This window comes from Streptomyces sp. NPDC003943 (assembly GCF_053605265.1).
This window is the reverse complement of sequence record NZ_JBSGIW010000137.1, coordinates 1-13,934: the sequence shown is the minus strand read 5'-3', so window position 1 is coordinate 13,934 and position 13,934 is coordinate 1. Positions and strand designations below refer to the sequence as shown.

Below are 13,934 nucleotides of genomic sequence, written 5' to 3'. Positions count from 1 at the left end.
GAGTCCCCAGAGCAGACTGGTGGCCAGGGCGAACACCGCCGTCAGTGCCGTCATCAGGGGTGCCTCGCAGTACAGTGCAGTGAACAATCGGGTGCCGGAGTTGAAGGCCGAGATCACGACCCGGAAGCCGTCCTTGCCCATGGTGTCGGCGCTCCACCAGACGACGCCCTCGCCGCCCTTCTCGCCGGGCCGCTTCGACAGCTTCACCACCGTGCCGTCGGCCTCGGTCGTGACGTCGCTGCCGGTGAAGAGGTCCCCGCGGACGTCGTTCATGTCGGGCTGGACGTTGATCTGGACGAGGCTGCGGCCCTTGCCGTCGTCGACGACGACGTAGCTGCCCTGGGTGCCCTTGTCGACGACCTTCAGGCCCTGCCCCTTGGGCAGCAGGGAGATCAGGGTCGCCTGGACCTGGGCGCTGCTCGGCTCGGCGATCGCGGTGTCGGGGGCCTGCCCGGGGTCGCCCTTCGGCTTCTTCGGCACCGGCAGCTGCTTGAGCAGCGGGCGCCAGCCTTCGGCGGTGACCAGGGTCTTCAGCTGAGCGGCGTCGAACGGCGGGTTCTGGCGGCTGATCGCCGAGTCCTTCTCGGTCGGCGCGTTGTACTCGCTCGCGTCGACGACGAAGCCGTCCTTGGTGAGCAGCACCGCCCGCCAGTTCTTGGTCAGGACGTGCTTGTCCGGGTACTCGTACCCCTGGAAGACCATAAGACGGTCGCCGCCGGGCAGCCGCCGGCTGGTGCAGGCGTCGTACGGGACGTACACCTTGTCCGGGCAGGTCACCTGGTCCGCGCCCGCCTCGCCGCTCTCACCGGCCCGGTACAGGCCGACGGAGACGCCCGCCTTGCCCTTGCCGTCGTCGTAGACGCCGGTGACGGACTGGCCGGTGCCGCCCTCGTTGTCGATCTGCCAGGTGCCGGCCGGGGTGTTGGCCTTGAGGACGGCGGCGAGCTCGGCGACCGTGATCTGCGCCGTGTCGGGGACGGCGCCGCCCTTCTGGCCGCTGCCCTGCCCACCGTTGCCCGCGGCGGGCTTCGGGCCGGCCACCGAGACCTGCTCGACGCCGCCGGAGCCGCCGGAGCCACCGAGGAGGGAGCCCCCGTACACTCCGCCCACGCCGATCGCGGCGAGCGCGAGCGCGCCGCCGGCGGTGGCGATGCGGCGCCGCACCAGTCGGCGGCGGCCACGGGCGAGCCCGCCGGCGGCGAGTTCGCGCCGGTCGTCGGCGACGAAGCCCTCGCCGGTGCGGCGCAGGACAGCGCCCAGTTCGTCCTCGAATCGTCCGTTCGTCACGTCGTGCTCCTCGTGCTGAGGCATGGCGGGATCACCGTTCCGGTCCGTGAGTGAGAAAAAGTAAGAGGTTCGGGAGGCCAGGTCAGTGGGCGGCCAGCTCGATCAGGCTGCCGCCGAGCCGCTCCCGCAGCTTCGCCAGGGCGCGCGAGGAGCGGGTGCGCACCGCCGCGGAGCTGACGTGCAGGGCGTGCGCGGTCTCCTCGATGCTGCGGTCCTCCCAGTAGCGCAGCACCACCACCGCCCGGTCCTTGGGCGCGAGCCCGGCGAGGGCGTCGAGCAGGGCGATCCGCAGGGCGGGGTCCTCGCCGTTCTCCGGCGCCCGGTCAGGGAGCTCGCCGAGGGGGCGCTCGGTGGCCGAGCGGCGCCTGCGGTGGCTCAGAAAGGTCCGTACGAGCACGGTCTGTGCGTAGCCGGCCGGGTTGCCGATCCGGTTGGCACGCCCCCACAGGGCGTACATCCGGCCCAGCGTCTCCTGCGTCAGGTCCTCGGCGAGATGAGTGTCGCCACTGGTCAGCAGGCATGCCGAGCGGAAGAGATGCCCCGATCGGGCGGAGGCGAACTCCAGGAACTCGTCCGCGCGGGACTGTCTCATGTCCCTCCCTCCGTCGCTGTCACGAGTTCGCTTGTGTGCGCTGGATTCGCGCTCACACCTCACTGACGCGACGGCCCCCGGGAAATGTTTCAGCGTGTTCCCGGGAAATGTTCAGCGTGTTCCCGGGGAATCACGCGGAATCCCGCGAGATCAGGCGAGATCCCGCGAGCTCACTCGGATCGCGATTGTCCGAACCACCCGAAACGGGGTAATCATGACCGTATGAACACTTTCCTCGTGGCATCCGCTCCGGTCACCACGGCGGCCGGTGTCTGGCAGTCCGGCCTCGCCCAGGTCCTGGGCGGCCTGATCGTGGTCGCCGTCCTCATCGGCGCTTTCGCGTTCGGCATCAGGGTCAAGAACAAGGAGCTCCCGCCGCCGGACCCGGAGGCCCAGCCGCACCGGCCGGAGGACGGCGGGCTGCCCGGCGAGTCGTCCGAGTACCGCAAGCCCAAGGAGATGCCGCAGACCGACGGCGAGCACCGGCTCATGCCGTACCAGCTCAAGGACGGCGGCGAGACCCAGGCCGAGCCGCCCACCGAGGAGAAGCGCAAGTGGGGCGGCATCTCCAGCGGAGGCTTCGGCAGCGGCGGCCCGGGCCACGGCGACGACTGACCGGGGACGGGAAGCACGGTGAACGCGCCGGACACCGGCACGGCCGCGCCCGCCGACGTACGGGCGGCCATGGCGACCCGACTCCTCGGCTCGCCCGACGAAGCCGGGGAGGCCGTACGGGTCGGGGCGACACCCCAGGACGTCGCCCGGACCTGCCTGGACCTGCTGCGCTCGCGCGAGGCGCGGCGCCCGGTCCTCCGGGACCCGTGGGACCGCTCGCTGCCGCCGGGCGCCGAGCGGGAGGCCCTCGACGTCCTCACGCCCTCCGAGCGGGTCGTCTTCGTCCTGCACGACGAGTTCTCGATCCCGTACGACGACATCGCCCCGGTCGTCGAGCGCGCGCCCGCCGCCACCCGCCGGCTGGCCGCCCGCGCCCGGCACCGGCTGGAGGGCACCGAGGAGATGCCCGCCCCCGACCCGGCGCGCCAGCGCGAGGTCGTCCTGGCCTTCCGCTCCGCGGCCCGCGGCGGCGATGCCGCGGCGCTGCGCGCCCTCCTCGACCCGGACGCGGTGCTGCGCTCGGACAGCCCCGCCACGGCGCCCGCCCACGGGGCGCGGGCGGTGGCCCGGGCCCTCGCCGAGCGCGTACGGGCGACCCTGCCGGCCCTGGTGGACGGCGCGGCGGGCCTGCTGCGGGCGGCACCGGACGGACGGCCGGAGACGGTCTTCCGCTTCACCGTCCTGGACGACCGGATCACCGCCGTGGACGCCCTGTCGGACGAGGACCACGTGGCCCGGCTGGGACTCACCCCGATGGCGGAACAGCCGGCGGACAAGGAGTCCGAGGGCGGCTAGGGGGGTGTCTCGCCGATCAGGCCGGATCAGGGTCGGACAGGCCGCGGCCCCACCCATGATCGGCCGGACAGGCACTACGAACCGAAGACGGTCCCGGCCCGCTCGGCGATGTGCGCGGGCGGCTCGATGCCGGCCGGGAGCAGCGGGTCGGCGACGGGCTCGCCGAAGCGCGTGACCATCGGCAGCACCCCGGCCCACACGCCCAGTTCGGCGTCGGGCCCGTCGCCGTCGTCCGGGAAGCCGCTCGCGACCTTCACGGACGCCTCGGTCAGGTCGAGCGCCACGAGCGCGGTCGCCGCGAGCTCCTTGCGGCTGGGCTGCCGCACGTACTCCCACTGCCCCGGCGCCGACTGCTCGGTCAGCGCCCGCAGACCGCGCAGCTTCTCCTCCGGGTCGGTGACGATCCGCGGCACGCCGTAGATCATCGCGCTGCGGTAGTTCACGCCGTGCTCGAACACCGACCGCGCGAGCACCAGTCCGTCGACATGCGTCACGTTCACGCAGACCACGCCGTCGGGCGCCTGCACCAGGCTCCGGCTCGCCACCGACCCGTGCACGTAGAACCGGTCCCCGTCGACCCCGTACACGGTCGGCACCACCATCGGCGCCCCGTCCACGACGACCCCGAGGTAACAGAGGAAGCCCGCCCCGAGCACGGCGTCCAGGTCCGCCCGCGAGTGGCTCCCCTTCTCCCGCATCCGCCGCAGCCGCGTCCGCTCGGTGACCTCGAACTCCCCGCTGTCCCCGCTCATGCCATTCCCCTCCGTGAGAAACAAAGACCGGGGCCCGCCGGGTCACTCGTACGTGGTGACAGTGGGCCCGCGGGCACCCCCGACGGCATCATCCGGCATAAAGTCCGGTCAGACGGCAGGAGTTTTCGACGCCGTCGACACAGGTTCGACGGAGTCAGGAGCGGTGGACGTGGGGGACGTGGTGATCGACGCGCGGTCCGAGCGGGAGCGCCCGGAGGGCGAGCCCGGCGAGGGAGTCGGCGAGGAGGCCGGCACCGCGTCCGGCGGCGACGGGCCCGACGGAGAGCAGAGCGGCGAGAAGAACGGGAAGAAGAAGCGGCCGCTGTGGCAGGAGCTTCCGGTCCTGGTCGCCCTCGCCCTGGTGCTGGCCTTCCTGATCAAGACCTTCCTGCTCCAGGCCTTCCTGATCCCCTCCGGCTCCATGCAGAACACCCTGCAGCAGGACGACCGCGTCCTCGTCGACAAGCTCACCCCGTGGTTCGGCTCCGAGCCCGAGCGGGGCGAGGTCGTCGTCTTCCGCGATCCGGCCGGCTGGCTCGCGGGCCGCCCGGTGGCGGAGCCCAACGCGGCCCAGAAGTTCCTCGGCTTCATCGGCCTGATGCCCGCGGCCGGCGAGCAGCACCTGATCAAGCGCGTCATCGGGGTCGCCGGCGACACCGTCGAGTGCGCCGGCTCCGGCCCGCTGAAGGTCAACGGCAAGCCGCTCGACGAGCCGTACGTCTTCCCCGGCAACACCCCGTGCAGCCCGGACGCCCCCGGCCAGTTCAAGGTCAAGGTCCCCAGCGGCGAGATCTGGGTGATGGGCGACCACCGCCAGTCCTCACTGGACTCCCGCTACCACCAGACCGACCCGCACGGCGGCATGGTCCCGGTCAGCGACGTCGTCGGCCGCGCCGTCGTCCTCGCCTGGCCGGTCGGCCACTGGTCCACCCTCCCGGTCCCGGACACCTTCGGCCAGCCGGGCATCAGCCCGGCGCCGTAGCGGCACCGGGCAGACCGGACCCGACCCGACCGGACGGGACCCGACGGGTCAGGGAACCAGCACCAACTTGCCGGTCACATGGCCCTCTTCGCCCAGGGCGTGGGCGCGGGCGGCCTCGGCGAGCGGGATGACCTCCTGCACATGGGCGCGCAGCACCCCCTTGGCGGCCAGGTCGGCGATGGCCTTCATGCCCGTGTGGTCGTGCTCCACCAGCATCGCCGCGTAGCGGACGCCACGGCGGGCGGCCGCGTCGAGCTCGTCCTCGGTGGCGCCGGGCAGCAGGGCGACCAGGGTGCCGCCGCGGCGCAGCACGTCCACCGTGCGGATCCGGGTGTCGTCGATCAACGGCACCAGAGCCGTGTCGACGTCCCGGACGGCGTCGCGGAAGTCCCCGGCGCGGTAGTCGATCACGTCGTCCGCGCCGAGGGAGCGTACGAAGTCGTGCTTGGCGGCGCTGGCCGTACCGGTGACGCGGGCACCCAGGTGCTTGGCCAGCTGGACGGCGAGGTGGCCGACGCCTCCGGCGGCGGCGTGGACCAGCACGTGCTGTCCCGGCTGGACGTCGGCGGTGTCCACCAGGGCCTGGTAGGCCGTGAGGGCGGCCAGCGGCAGGGCGGCGGCCTGGACGTGGTCGATCCCGTCCGGCTTGCGGGCGAAGGCGCGGGCCGGGCCGACGGCGTACTCGGCGTGCGAGCCCACCCCGTGCGGGTACGGCAGCATGCCGAACACCTCGTCGCCGGGCTGGAAGAGGGCGACCCCGAAGCCGACCTCCTCCACCGTGCCGGACAGGTCCCAGCCGAGGACGCGCGGGGGCTGCTCGAACCACCCCTTCCGCGCCCGGCCCTTCCAGTCGGTGGGGTTGATGCCGGCGGCCCGCACGCGTACGAGGACCTGACCGGGCCCCGGCTTCGGCACCGGCAGTTCGACCTCCTTGAGAACCTCAGGGCCTCCGTAGACGTCCTGCTGGCTGATCGCACGCATGGCGGCGCTCCTGATCGAGAAGTGTCTGAAGAGAACAGTCAGTTCAAACTAGGTGCTGGACGGAGCCGCTGGCTGGTGGCCGTGACACCAGGACCAGCGGCCACCTTTCTGTCTGTTCTGGGTGGCTTCACGATCGATGCATGATCCAGTCACTGACAGAGGCGCTGCGGTCGCACGGCGACCGAGAGGCGATCATCTTCCATGGTCAGGCCACGAGTTACCAGACGCTGCTGACCGCCGTCGAACAGTGGCGCGCCCGGCTCGACGAGCACGGGGTCCGTGCCGGGCAGGTCGTCGCGCTGGAGTCGGCGTACTCGCCGCAGGCCTGCGCCGCGCTCGTCGCCCTCATCGAGGCGGGCGCGATCATCGTCCCGCTGGTCACGCTGCCGGACGCCAAGCGCACCGAGTTCCACGAGATCGCCGAGGTCGAGACGGTCATCACGCTCGACGGGACGGAGGCGGGCCTGAGCATCACCGCCACCGGACGCTCGGCGAGCCACGAGCTGTTCGCCGCGCTGCGCCGCGAGGAGCGGCCCGGGCTCGTCCTCTTCAGCTCGGGCACCACGGGACGCAGCAAGGCGTCCGTCCTGGACTTCACCAAGGTCCTCGCCCGCTACCAGGGCGGGCGTTCCGCGCGCACGCTCTCCTTCCTCAACCTCGACCACATCGGCGGCATCAACACCCTGCTGCACACCCTGGTGCACGGAGGTGCGGTCGTCACCGTGGCCGAGCGCACCCCGGACAGCGTCTTCTCGGCCATCGAGGCCCACCGGGTGGAGGTGCTGCCCACCACGCCGACCTTCCTCACGATGGCCCTGGTCTCCGGAGCCGTCCGGCGGCACGACGCCTCCTCGCTGCGCCTGGTCTCGTACGGGACCGAGCCGATGCCCGAGCAGACCCTGCGGGCCTTCCACGAGGCCCTCCCCGACGTCCGTCTGAAGCAGACCTACGGCCTGTCCGAGCTGGGCATCCTGCCGACCAAATCGAAGGACGACTCCTCGCTGTGGGTCAAGCTCGGCAGCGGCAGCGGCTTCGACTACAAGATCGTCGACGACGTGCTGTGGGTCCGCTCCGAGATGGCCATGCTCGGCTACCTCAACGCCCCGGCCCCCTTCGACGAGGAGGGCTACTTCAACACCCAGGACGTGGTGGTGGTCGAGGGCGAGTACGTGAAGATCCTCGGCCGCCGCTCGGAGATCATCAACGTGGGCGGCGAGAAGGTCTACCCGGCCGAGGTCGAGAACGCCGTGCTCGAGGTGGACAACATCGCGGACGTCACCGTCTCCGGCCGGCGCAACGCGGTGACCGGCATGATCGTCCAGGCCACGGTCAAGCTCGTACGCCCGGAGGACGAGCAGACCGTCTCCGCCCGCGTCCAGGAGCACTGCGCCGCCCGCCTGGAGGCGTACAAGGTGCCTCTCGTCGTCAGGGTCTCCGAGGCCGAGCAGCACTCGGACCGCTTCAAGAAGACCCGGAGCGCGGCATGAGCGGCGTGGCGCTGGTCAGCGGCGGCAGCCGCGGCCTCGGCCGGACCCTGGTCACCCGGCTGCTCGCGGAGGGCTGGAAGGTCGCCACCTTCAGCCGGAGCGCGGGCGAGTTCGTCGAGGACACCCTGAAGGCCGAGCCCGACCGGTTCTTCTGGACCGAGGCCGACCTCCAGGAGCCCGACACCGTGCGGGCGGCGGCCAAGACCGCGATCCGGCACTTCGGCCAGGTCGACCTGCTGGTGAACAACGCGGGCGTGCTCGACCAGGGCCTGTTCGTGACGATGCCGCCGCGACAGGTCGAAGCCCTCATCACCGCCAACCTCACCTCGCCCGTGGCCCTGGCCCAGACGGTCGCCCGGTCCATGGTGGCCTCGGGCGGCGGCCAGATCATCAACGTCTCGTCGGTCAACGCCGTCCGCGGCTACCGCGGCGTGGCCGCCTACAGCGCCGCGAAGGCGGGCCTGGACGGTCTGACCCACAGCCTCGCCCGCGAGCTGGGCCCCGCCGGCATCCGGGTCAACACGGTCGTGCCCGGCTTCTTCGACTCGGACATGACCGAGGTGGTCACCCCGGAGTACCGGGAGCGCATCCAGCGCCGCACCCCGCTCGGCCGTCTCGGCGACCGCGAGGAGATCGCCGACGCCGTGCTCTTTCTCGCCTCGCCGCAGGCCGGCTTCGTCACCGGCCAGCGGCTCGTCATCGATGGAGGAATCACATGCTGACCCTTGACGTACAGACCGTGGTCGTCGACGAGATCACCGCGGTCCTGGACGAGGACGTCGCCGACGACCTCGGCGATGTCACCGCCGAGACCGAGCTGAGCGCCCTCGGCCTCAACTCGCTCGCGTTCGCCCGGCTCATCATCCGCCTGGAGACCAAGGTCGGCGTCGACCCCTTCGGGGACGGGGAGGGCGAGGGCTTCGTGACCCTGCGCACCGTCGGCGCCCTGGTCCAGGCGTACGAGCAGGCGCTGAGAGCCCGCAAGGAGGCCTGAGCCATGTCCACACCGACCCTGCTGCGCCTGCCCTCCGTCGAGGACTACCTCGGCCCCTCCGAGACCCGCTTCTTCTCGGCCGGCTACCGACGAGCCGAGTACGCCGTCGACGGCGTCCGCGTCGCCATGGGTGACCGGCCCGGAGTCAGCGCCGTCATCTCGCTGTCCTACCCGCGTGACTGGTCGAAGAAGAAGGCGTCGACCGACCTGTTCCCGCACGTCAGCACCGTCGACATGCTGGTGCTCGGACTCCAGCTGTGCGAGGCGTACCTCGTCCACGCCCACCGGCTCGACGCCGGCCAGCGGCGCCGGGCCCGCGTCCGGAAGATCACCCTGAAGGCGGGCACCACCCCGCAGGAGGATCTCACCGGTCTGTCCGCGGGCGCCGAGCTCCGGCGCACCCGCAAGGACCCCGCCGCCGAGGGCGGCCACGTGTCGACCTTCACCGCGCACGTGGGCGTCATGACGGCCCGGTACGAGATCGAGCACGCGGCACCGGTCCAGGTCTCCGAAGACGGCGAGTACGCCTCGCTCGACGCGGTCCTCGGCCCGGCCGCCGGCCGCTACTACGGCGAGGGCTTCAAGCTGCGCGAGCACACCATCGAGGACGTCCGCGCCGACGTGGAGGCCTCGACCGCCACCGCGACCGTCACCACGCGCAGCCTGCCGGGCTACGAGGCGGTCGTCGACGGCCTGGACGGCGACCTGCTGGCAGCCGGCCTCTCGCCCATCGACTGCTTCGTCACGAACCTGCAGCTCATCCAGGTGCTCCTGTACGAGCTCGACGGCATCAGCCGCAGCGACAGCAACACCCTGTGGATGCAGCAGACGGTCCTGACCGCCGTCGGCCCCGACCGTCTCGCCGCCGAACCCACCACCGCCCACGCCGCGTTCACCGAGAAGTGGCTCGTGCCGCTGCGCGGCGGGATCTGGCGCGACGTCACGGTCAGCTCCCTCCTGGGCGGCTACGAGATGCAGTGCTCCTTCGCCCACGAACTCCCGTCGAGCGCCGCCGCGTCCGCTGCCGGCCGACCCACCCCGAAGGCCTGACATGAAGATCTCCGTTTCCGGCACCTACTCGGCTGGCAAGACCTCCACGGTCATGGCCCTCTCGCACTACCTGGGCGTTCCGCGCACCCTCGCCAGGACGATCCGCGAGATCCTTCCGGAGGCCGTACCCGGCAAGGCGCTCGCCGACGTCACCCCGGCCGAGTTCCTGCACCTGATGCTGCGCCGCCACTGCGGCCGGGCGGTCGAGGAGGCCAAGCTCGGCGACACGTTCCTGTCCGACGGCTCCTCCCTCCAGGAGTGGCTCTACGGCGCCGCCCGCGTGGCCCACGGCATGAACCCCAGCGCCACCGCCGCCAACGAGGGCGGCCTCGCCCCCGAGACCAGCGACGAGATGCGCTTCTTCGGCGAGGTCGTCGACGAGTACGGCAAGGCGTTCCGGGCGCACGTGCGCCAGACCTACGACGTGTTCATCCACCTCGAGCACGAGCTGGAGATCACCTCGGACGGCCACCGCCCCATGAACAAGGGCTTCCGCGACACGATCGACCGGATGCTCCTGGAGACCGTCGAGGAGTTCGGGATCCCCCTGTACCGGGTCAGCGGCACCATGCCCGAGCGCATGGAGAAGATCACCGCCGTCCTCGGCCTCACCCCCGTGATGAGCATCGAGCGCGCCCTCGAACTCGGCAAGCGCGACTACGACGCCCAGGACTTCCGCCTCGAGACCGAGCGGGCCTGAGCGCCCCAGGCACGTACGCACACGTGAGAAACGGGAACACCGATGCACCGTAGAACCCTCCTCAGGTCCACCGCGGCCCTGTCCGCCGCCCTCGGCCTCACGGCTGCGGAAGCCGGCGCCTCCTCCCCCTCGTACGCCGCCGGGGAAACCGTCGCCGACAAGGCGCGGTTGAGCGAGCGGACGCGGATCGGCCGCACGCTGCGCCGGCAGGCCGCCGAGCGCGACTATCCGACGACGCTGCCGGACCACCCGGTGAACGGCGACGAGTCGTCGCTCCCCGCCAGGATCGGCAACTACTCGAAGGGGCTGCCGCACAACGACATCGGTGAGGTCGACGTCCCGGCCTACGCCCTGATGCTGAAGGCCCTCACGAGCGGGAACCCGGCCGACTTCGACGCGATCCCCATGGCGGGCGACCGCAAGCAGCTCGGCCCGCAGGGCGGTCTCGCGTACGACCTCGCCGGGCCCGACTTCGCCAAGCTGGTCGTCCCGCCCGCGCCCCGGGTGAACAGCGCCCACGCCGCCGCCGAGATGGCCGAGCTGTACTGGCTGGCGCTGCTGCGCGACGTGAAGTTCACCGACTTCGAGGACTCGCCGCTCGCCGCCGCCGCGGCCGCCGACCTGTCCACGTACTCCGACGGCCGGATGGCCAAGCAGGACGGCAAGGTCACCCCGCACTCGCTCTTCCGCGGAAACACCCCGGCCGACCTGACCGGACCGTTCGTCTCGCAGTTCCTGCTCCAGACCGTCCAGTACGGCACCCTGCGCGTGCCGCAGCTGCACGACACCGTCCAGCCGGGCGTGGACTACGGCACCGAGTTCGGTGAGTGGCTCGCGCTCCAGCGCGGCGCCGCGCGCGCCACCCAGCGGGACTTCGTCCACACCCGCTACGTGCAGACCCCGCGCGACATGGCGCACTACACGCACTTCGACGTCCTCTACCAGGCGTACCTCAACGCCGCGCTGATCATGCTGGGCCTGCCGCAGGCGAAGGCCCAGGACCCGGGCAACCCCTATCTGACCTCCAAGAACCAGATGGGCTTCCCCACGTACGGGACGCCGCACCTGGTCTCGCTCCTCGCCGAGGTCGCCGTCCGGGCCATCAAGCACACCGAGTACCAGCAGTTCTACGTCCACCGGCGGCTGCGCCCCGAGGCGTTCGGCGGACGCATCGAGGTGCACCTGCGGCGCAGCCCCGGGCGCTACGCGGGGCTCCTCCCCGAGGAGATCCTGAAGTCCGAGGCGCTGGACCGGACGCTGGCGAAGCACGGTTCCTACCTGCTGCCGCAGTCCTTCCCCGAGGGCTCGCCGATGAGCCCGTCGTACCAGAGCGGCCACGGCACCGTCGCCGGCGCGTGCACGACCGTGCTCAAGGCGTGGTTCAACGAGTCGTACGTGCTGCCCGACCCGGTCGTGCCGAGCGCGGACGGCACCACCCTCGTGCCGTACACCAGGGCCGACAAGGACTCCCTGACCATCGGCGGCGAGCTCAACAAGCTGGCGGCCAACATCGGTGCGGGCCGCGCCTCCGCGGGCGTCCACTACCGCAGCGACAACACCGAGGCGTTCCGGCTCGGCGAGACGATCGCCCTTGAGGTGATGCGGGCCCAGAAACCGCTGTTCAACGAGGGCGGCGGCTTCACCTTCACCCGCTTCGACGGCACCACCGTCACCATCTGATCCCCCCACACGCACACGGACATCAGGAAGACAGGGAAGACAATGCGCAGGACACAGCTCGGAAGCCAGGGCCTGAACGTCTCGGCGGTGGGCCTCGGATGCATGGGCATGACCTTCGGGTACGGCTCCGTCGAGGAGTCGCGCTCGATCGCCACCATCGAGCGGGCCCTTGACCTCGGGGTCGACTTCCTCGACTCCTCGGACCACTACGGCCCGGAGACCAACGAGTCGCTGATCGGCCGGGCGATCGCCGGCCGCCGCGACCAGGTGGTGGTGGCCACCAAGTTCGGCACCTACTCCCGCGAGACCCCGCCGCGGATCCCGGACGGCCGCCCCGAGACGGTGCGCTGGGCCGTCGAGGGCTCGCTGAAGCGTCTCGGCACCGACTACATCGACCTCTACTACCAGCACCGCGTCGACCCGCGGGTCCCGGTCGAGGAGACCGTCGGGGCGATGGCCGAGCTGGTGGCCGAGGGCAAGGTCCGCTACCTCGGCCTGTGCGAGGCGTCGGCGGCGACGATCCGGCGCGCCCACGCGGTGCACCCGATCACCGCGGTGCAGTCCGAGTACTCGCTGTGGACGCGGGACGCCGAGGAGGACGGGGTCCTGGCGACCCTCGCGGAGCTGGGCATCGGCTTCGTGCCGTACTCCCCGCTCGGCCGCGGCTTCCTCACCGGGGCGATCTCCTCGGTCGACAGCCTGGCCGACAACGACTTCCGGCGCATCGCCCCGCGCTTCCAGGGCGACAACCTCGCGGCCAACCGCAAGCTGCTCGGCCGGCTCCAGGAGATCGCCGCCGACCGTGGCGTGACGCCCGCTCAGGTCGCGCTGGCCTGGGTGCTGCGCGCCGGCGAGTCGGTCGTGCCGATCCCCGGCACGACCCGCCCGGAGCGCGTCGACGAGAACACGGCGGCGCTGGAGATCGCCCTGAGCGACACGGAGGCCGAGGAGCTGTCCGCGGTCTTCGCCGCGGGAACCGCCGTCGGCGACCGCTACCCGGCCCCGATGATGGCCACGCTCAACGGCTGACACAGACGTGCCGGCGGTGTGCCCCTCTAGCCCAGGGGCACACCGCCGGCACTTGCGTTTCTCAGGCGTCGACCGCCCGCTGGATGATCCCCTGGGTGTCCACGCCCGTCTCCCGCTCGGGCCGCGGCGTGTAGAGGACGATCAGCAGGTCGGCGAACTGGGGGATGCGCATGCGGGCGACATCGAAGTGCAGCTCTCCCAGCTCCGGGTGGTCGAGGATCTTGAAGTTCACGCCCTCGGCCCGCACGTCGTGCCGCGACCACAGCTCGGCGAACTCCGGGCTGCGTTTCATGAGTTCGTTGACGACGATCTCGTATCCCAGGTCCTGCGGCCGGTTGATCATTCCGTACCGGTACTGCGCCGCGATCCATGGCGCGAGCTCGTTCCAGTTCACGATGCGCTCACGCAGCCGGGAACTGGTGAAGAAGGCCACCAGGGAGTTCCGGTAGCTCCTGCGGTAGCCGAGGATGTCGTACGTCGCCTCGTTGGCGATCACCAGGTTCCAGTAGGGATCGACGACGAAGGCCGGGTACGGAGAGTTGTTCTCCACAAGGCGGGCCAGCATGACATCCACTTCGAGCGGCTCGGATCCGAGGGCCACCGGCGGATTCAGGCCGGCCAGCACATAGAGGTAGGTGCGCTCCGCCTGTTCGAGGCGGAGTGCTCGCGCGATGGCGTCGAGCACCTGCGGGGACACCGAGATGTCCCGGCCCTGTTCGAGCCACTGGTACCAGGAGGCGCTGACCCCTGCCAGGAAGGCGACTTCCTCGCGCCTCAAGCCGGGCGTCCTCCGGCGTCCGTAGTTCGGGATGCCCACGTCCTCAGGGGTCAGCCGGCCACGCCGGTTGACCAGGAAGTCCCTCAGCTCCGTGCGTCGCCGGTCCTTCGCCGCCGCGGAGCGGCGGCGGCCCCCCCGGCCCCGCGGGGGCGCCCCCCCCCCCCCCCCCGGCGGCCGCGGGCGGGGGTTTTTTGGGGTCGCCCGGCGGGGCG

15 protein-coding genes are annotated in these 13,934 nt (G+C 71.5%); 10 read left to right on the top strand and 5 right to left on the bottom strand.

Annotated features, from left to right (window positions below):
* A partial coding sequence (locus ACWEV0_RS33935; RefSeq protein ID WP_453153632.1) for a hypothetical protein occupies positions 1-1,287 on the bottom strand: 1,287 nt, incomplete at its 3' end.
* Positions 1,288-1,369: 82 nt separating this feature from the next.
* Complete coding sequence (locus ACWEV0_RS33930) at positions 1,370-1,879, bottom strand: SigE family RNA polymerase sigma factor (protein WP_453153630.1); 510 nt, start codon at positions 1,877-1,879, stop codon at positions 1,370-1,372.
* A 222-nt stretch (positions 1,880-2,101) separates the two neighbouring features.
* On the opposite strand from ACWEV0_RS33930, the gene ACWEV0_RS33925 reads away from it, so the two are divergent.
* Both ACWEV0_RS33925 and ACWEV0_RS33920 read left to right on the top strand, forming a co-directional pair.
* Positions 2,102-2,494 (top strand): DUF6479 family protein, encoded by a 393-nt coding sequence (locus ACWEV0_RS33925; protein WP_453153629.1) that lies wholly within the window; start codon positions 2,102-2,104, stop codon positions 2,492-2,494.
* Between the two features lie 18 nt (positions 2,495-2,512).
* A complete protein-coding gene (locus tag ACWEV0_RS33920; RefSeq protein WP_453153628.1) occupies positions 2,513-3,289 on the top strand; it encodes a sigma factor-like helix-turn-helix DNA-binding protein in 777 nt (258 codons plus the stop codon).
* A gap of 74 nt (positions 3,290-3,363) precedes the next feature.
* On the opposite strand, the gene ACWEV0_RS33915 is transcribed toward ACWEV0_RS33920, so the two are convergent.
* Entirely contained in the window at positions 3,364-4,041 is a 678-nt protein-coding gene (locus tag ACWEV0_RS33915; protein WP_453153627.1) for a pyridoxamine 5'-phosphate oxidase family protein, read from the bottom strand.
* A gap of 169 nt (positions 4,042-4,210) precedes the next feature.
* On the opposite strand from ACWEV0_RS33915, the gene lepB reads away from it, so the two are divergent.
* A complete protein-coding gene (gene lepB, locus ACWEV0_RS33910) occupies positions 4,211-5,023 on the top strand; it encodes a signal peptidase I (RefSeq protein ID WP_453153626.1) in 813 nt (270 codons plus the stop codon).
* Positions 5,024-5,071: 48 nt separating this feature from the next.
* On the opposite strand, the gene ACWEV0_RS33905 is transcribed toward lepB, so the two are convergent.
* The gene (locus ACWEV0_RS33905) at positions 5,072-6,004 is read right to left on the bottom strand and encodes an NADP-dependent oxidoreductase (protein WP_453153624.1); all 933 of its coding nucleotides are present in this window, start codon (positions 6,002-6,004) and stop codon (positions 5,072-5,074) included.
* 140 nt (positions 6,005-6,144) lie between these two features.
* Here ACWEV0_RS33905 and ACWEV0_RS33900 point away from each other — a divergent pair, with 140 nt between their 5' ends.
* From ACWEV0_RS33900 to ACWEV0_RS33870, 7 genes are read left to right on the top strand one after another with little or no spacing between them, the layout of a single operon-like run.
* Positions 6,145-7,491 (top strand): class I adenylate-forming enzyme family protein, encoded by a 1,347-nt coding sequence (locus ACWEV0_RS33900; RefSeq protein ID WP_453153623.1) that lies wholly within the window; start codon positions 6,145-6,147, stop codon positions 7,489-7,491.
* Positions 7,488-8,213: an SDR family NAD(P)-dependent oxidoreductase gene (locus ACWEV0_RS33895; protein ID WP_453153622.1), complete on the top strand. Its 726-nt coding sequence runs from the start codon at positions 7,488-7,490 to the stop codon at positions 8,211-8,213. Before ACWEV0_RS33900 ends, ACWEV0_RS33895 begins: the two co-directional genes overlap by 4 nt.
* Complete coding sequence (locus ACWEV0_RS33890) at positions 8,207-8,485, top strand: phosphopantetheine-binding protein (protein WP_453153621.1); 279 nt, start codon at positions 8,207-8,209, stop codon at positions 8,483-8,485. The genes ACWEV0_RS33895 and ACWEV0_RS33890 overlap by 7 nt, the downstream gene beginning before the upstream one ends.
* Positions 8,486-8,488: 3 nt before the next feature.
* Positions 8,489-9,535 (top strand): AvrD family protein, encoded by a 1,047-nt coding sequence (locus ACWEV0_RS33885; RefSeq protein ID WP_453153620.1) that lies wholly within the window; start codon positions 8,489-8,491, stop codon positions 9,533-9,535.
* 1 nt (position 9,536) lies between these two features.
* The gene (locus ACWEV0_RS33880) at positions 9,537-10,235 is read left to right on the top strand and encodes an AAA family ATPase (RefSeq protein WP_453153619.1); all 699 of its coding nucleotides are present in this window, start codon (positions 9,537-9,539) and stop codon (positions 10,233-10,235) included.
* A gap of 42 nt (positions 10,236-10,277) precedes the next feature.
* On the top strand, positions 10,278-11,915 hold the full coding sequence (locus ACWEV0_RS33875; RefSeq protein WP_453153618.1) for a vanadium-dependent haloperoxidase: 1,638 nt from the start codon (positions 10,278-10,280) through the stop codon (positions 11,913-11,915).
* 42 nt (positions 11,916-11,957) lie between these two features.
* The gene (locus tag ACWEV0_RS33870; RefSeq protein ID WP_453153617.1) at positions 11,958-12,944 is read left to right on the top strand and encodes an aldo/keto reductase; all 987 of its coding nucleotides are present in this window, start codon (positions 11,958-11,960) and stop codon (positions 12,942-12,944) included.
* Between the two features lie 61 nt (positions 12,945-13,005).
* Here ACWEV0_RS33870 and ACWEV0_RS33865 read toward each other — a convergent pair whose 3' ends face one another.
* Positions 13,006-13,797: a helix-turn-helix transcriptional regulator gene (locus ACWEV0_RS33865; RefSeq protein ID WP_453153634.1), complete on the bottom strand. Its 792-nt coding sequence runs from the start codon at positions 13,795-13,797 to the stop codon at positions 13,006-13,008.
* Between the last annotated feature and the right edge of the window lie 137 nt (positions 13,798-13,934).

What these genes read in the sequence shown, in the direction of transcription:
- ACWEV0_RS33900 (WP_453153623.1), top strand. Translation starts at nt 6,145, where the DNA reads ATGATCCAGTCACTGACAGAGGCGCTGCGGTCGCACGGCGACCGAGAG.
- ACWEV0_RS33930 (WP_453153630.1), bottom strand. Translation starts at nt 1,879, where the DNA reads ATGAGACAGTCCCGCGCGGACGAGTTCCTGGAGTTCGCCTCCGCCCGA.
- ACWEV0_RS33905 (WP_453153624.1), bottom strand. Translation starts at nt 6,004, where the DNA reads ATGCGTGCGATCAGCCAGCAGGACGTCTACGGAGGCCCTGAGGTTCTC.
- ACWEV0_RS33885 (WP_453153620.1), top strand. Translation starts at nt 8,489, where the DNA reads ATGTCCACACCGACCCTGCTGCGCCTGCCCTCCGTCGAGGACTACCTC.
- ACWEV0_RS33895 (WP_453153622.1), top strand. Translation starts at nt 7,488, where the DNA reads ATGAGCGGCGTGGCGCTGGTCAGCGGCGGCAGCCGCGGCCTCGGCCGG.
- ACWEV0_RS33915 (WP_453153627.1), bottom strand. Translation starts at nt 4,041, where the DNA reads ATGAGCGGGGACAGCGGGGAGTTCGAGGTCACCGAGCGGACGCGGCTG.
- ACWEV0_RS33875 (WP_453153618.1), top strand. Translation starts at nt 10,278, where the DNA reads ATGCACCGTAGAACCCTCCTCAGGTCCACCGCGGCCCTGTCCGCCGCC.
- ACWEV0_RS33890 (WP_453153621.1), top strand. Translation starts at nt 8,207, where the DNA reads ATGCTGACCCTTGACGTACAGACCGTGGTCGTCGACGAGATCACCGCG.
- ACWEV0_RS33925 (WP_453153629.1), top strand. Translation starts at nt 2,102, where the DNA reads ATGAACACTTTCCTCGTGGCATCCGCTCCGGTCACCACGGCGGCCGGT.
- ACWEV0_RS33880 (WP_453153619.1), top strand. Translation starts at nt 9,537, where the DNA reads ATGAAGATCTCCGTTTCCGGCACCTACTCGGCTGGCAAGACCTCCACG.
- ACWEV0_RS33870 (WP_453153617.1), top strand. Translation starts at nt 11,958, where the DNA reads ATGCGCAGGACACAGCTCGGAAGCCAGGGCCTGAACGTCTCGGCGGTG.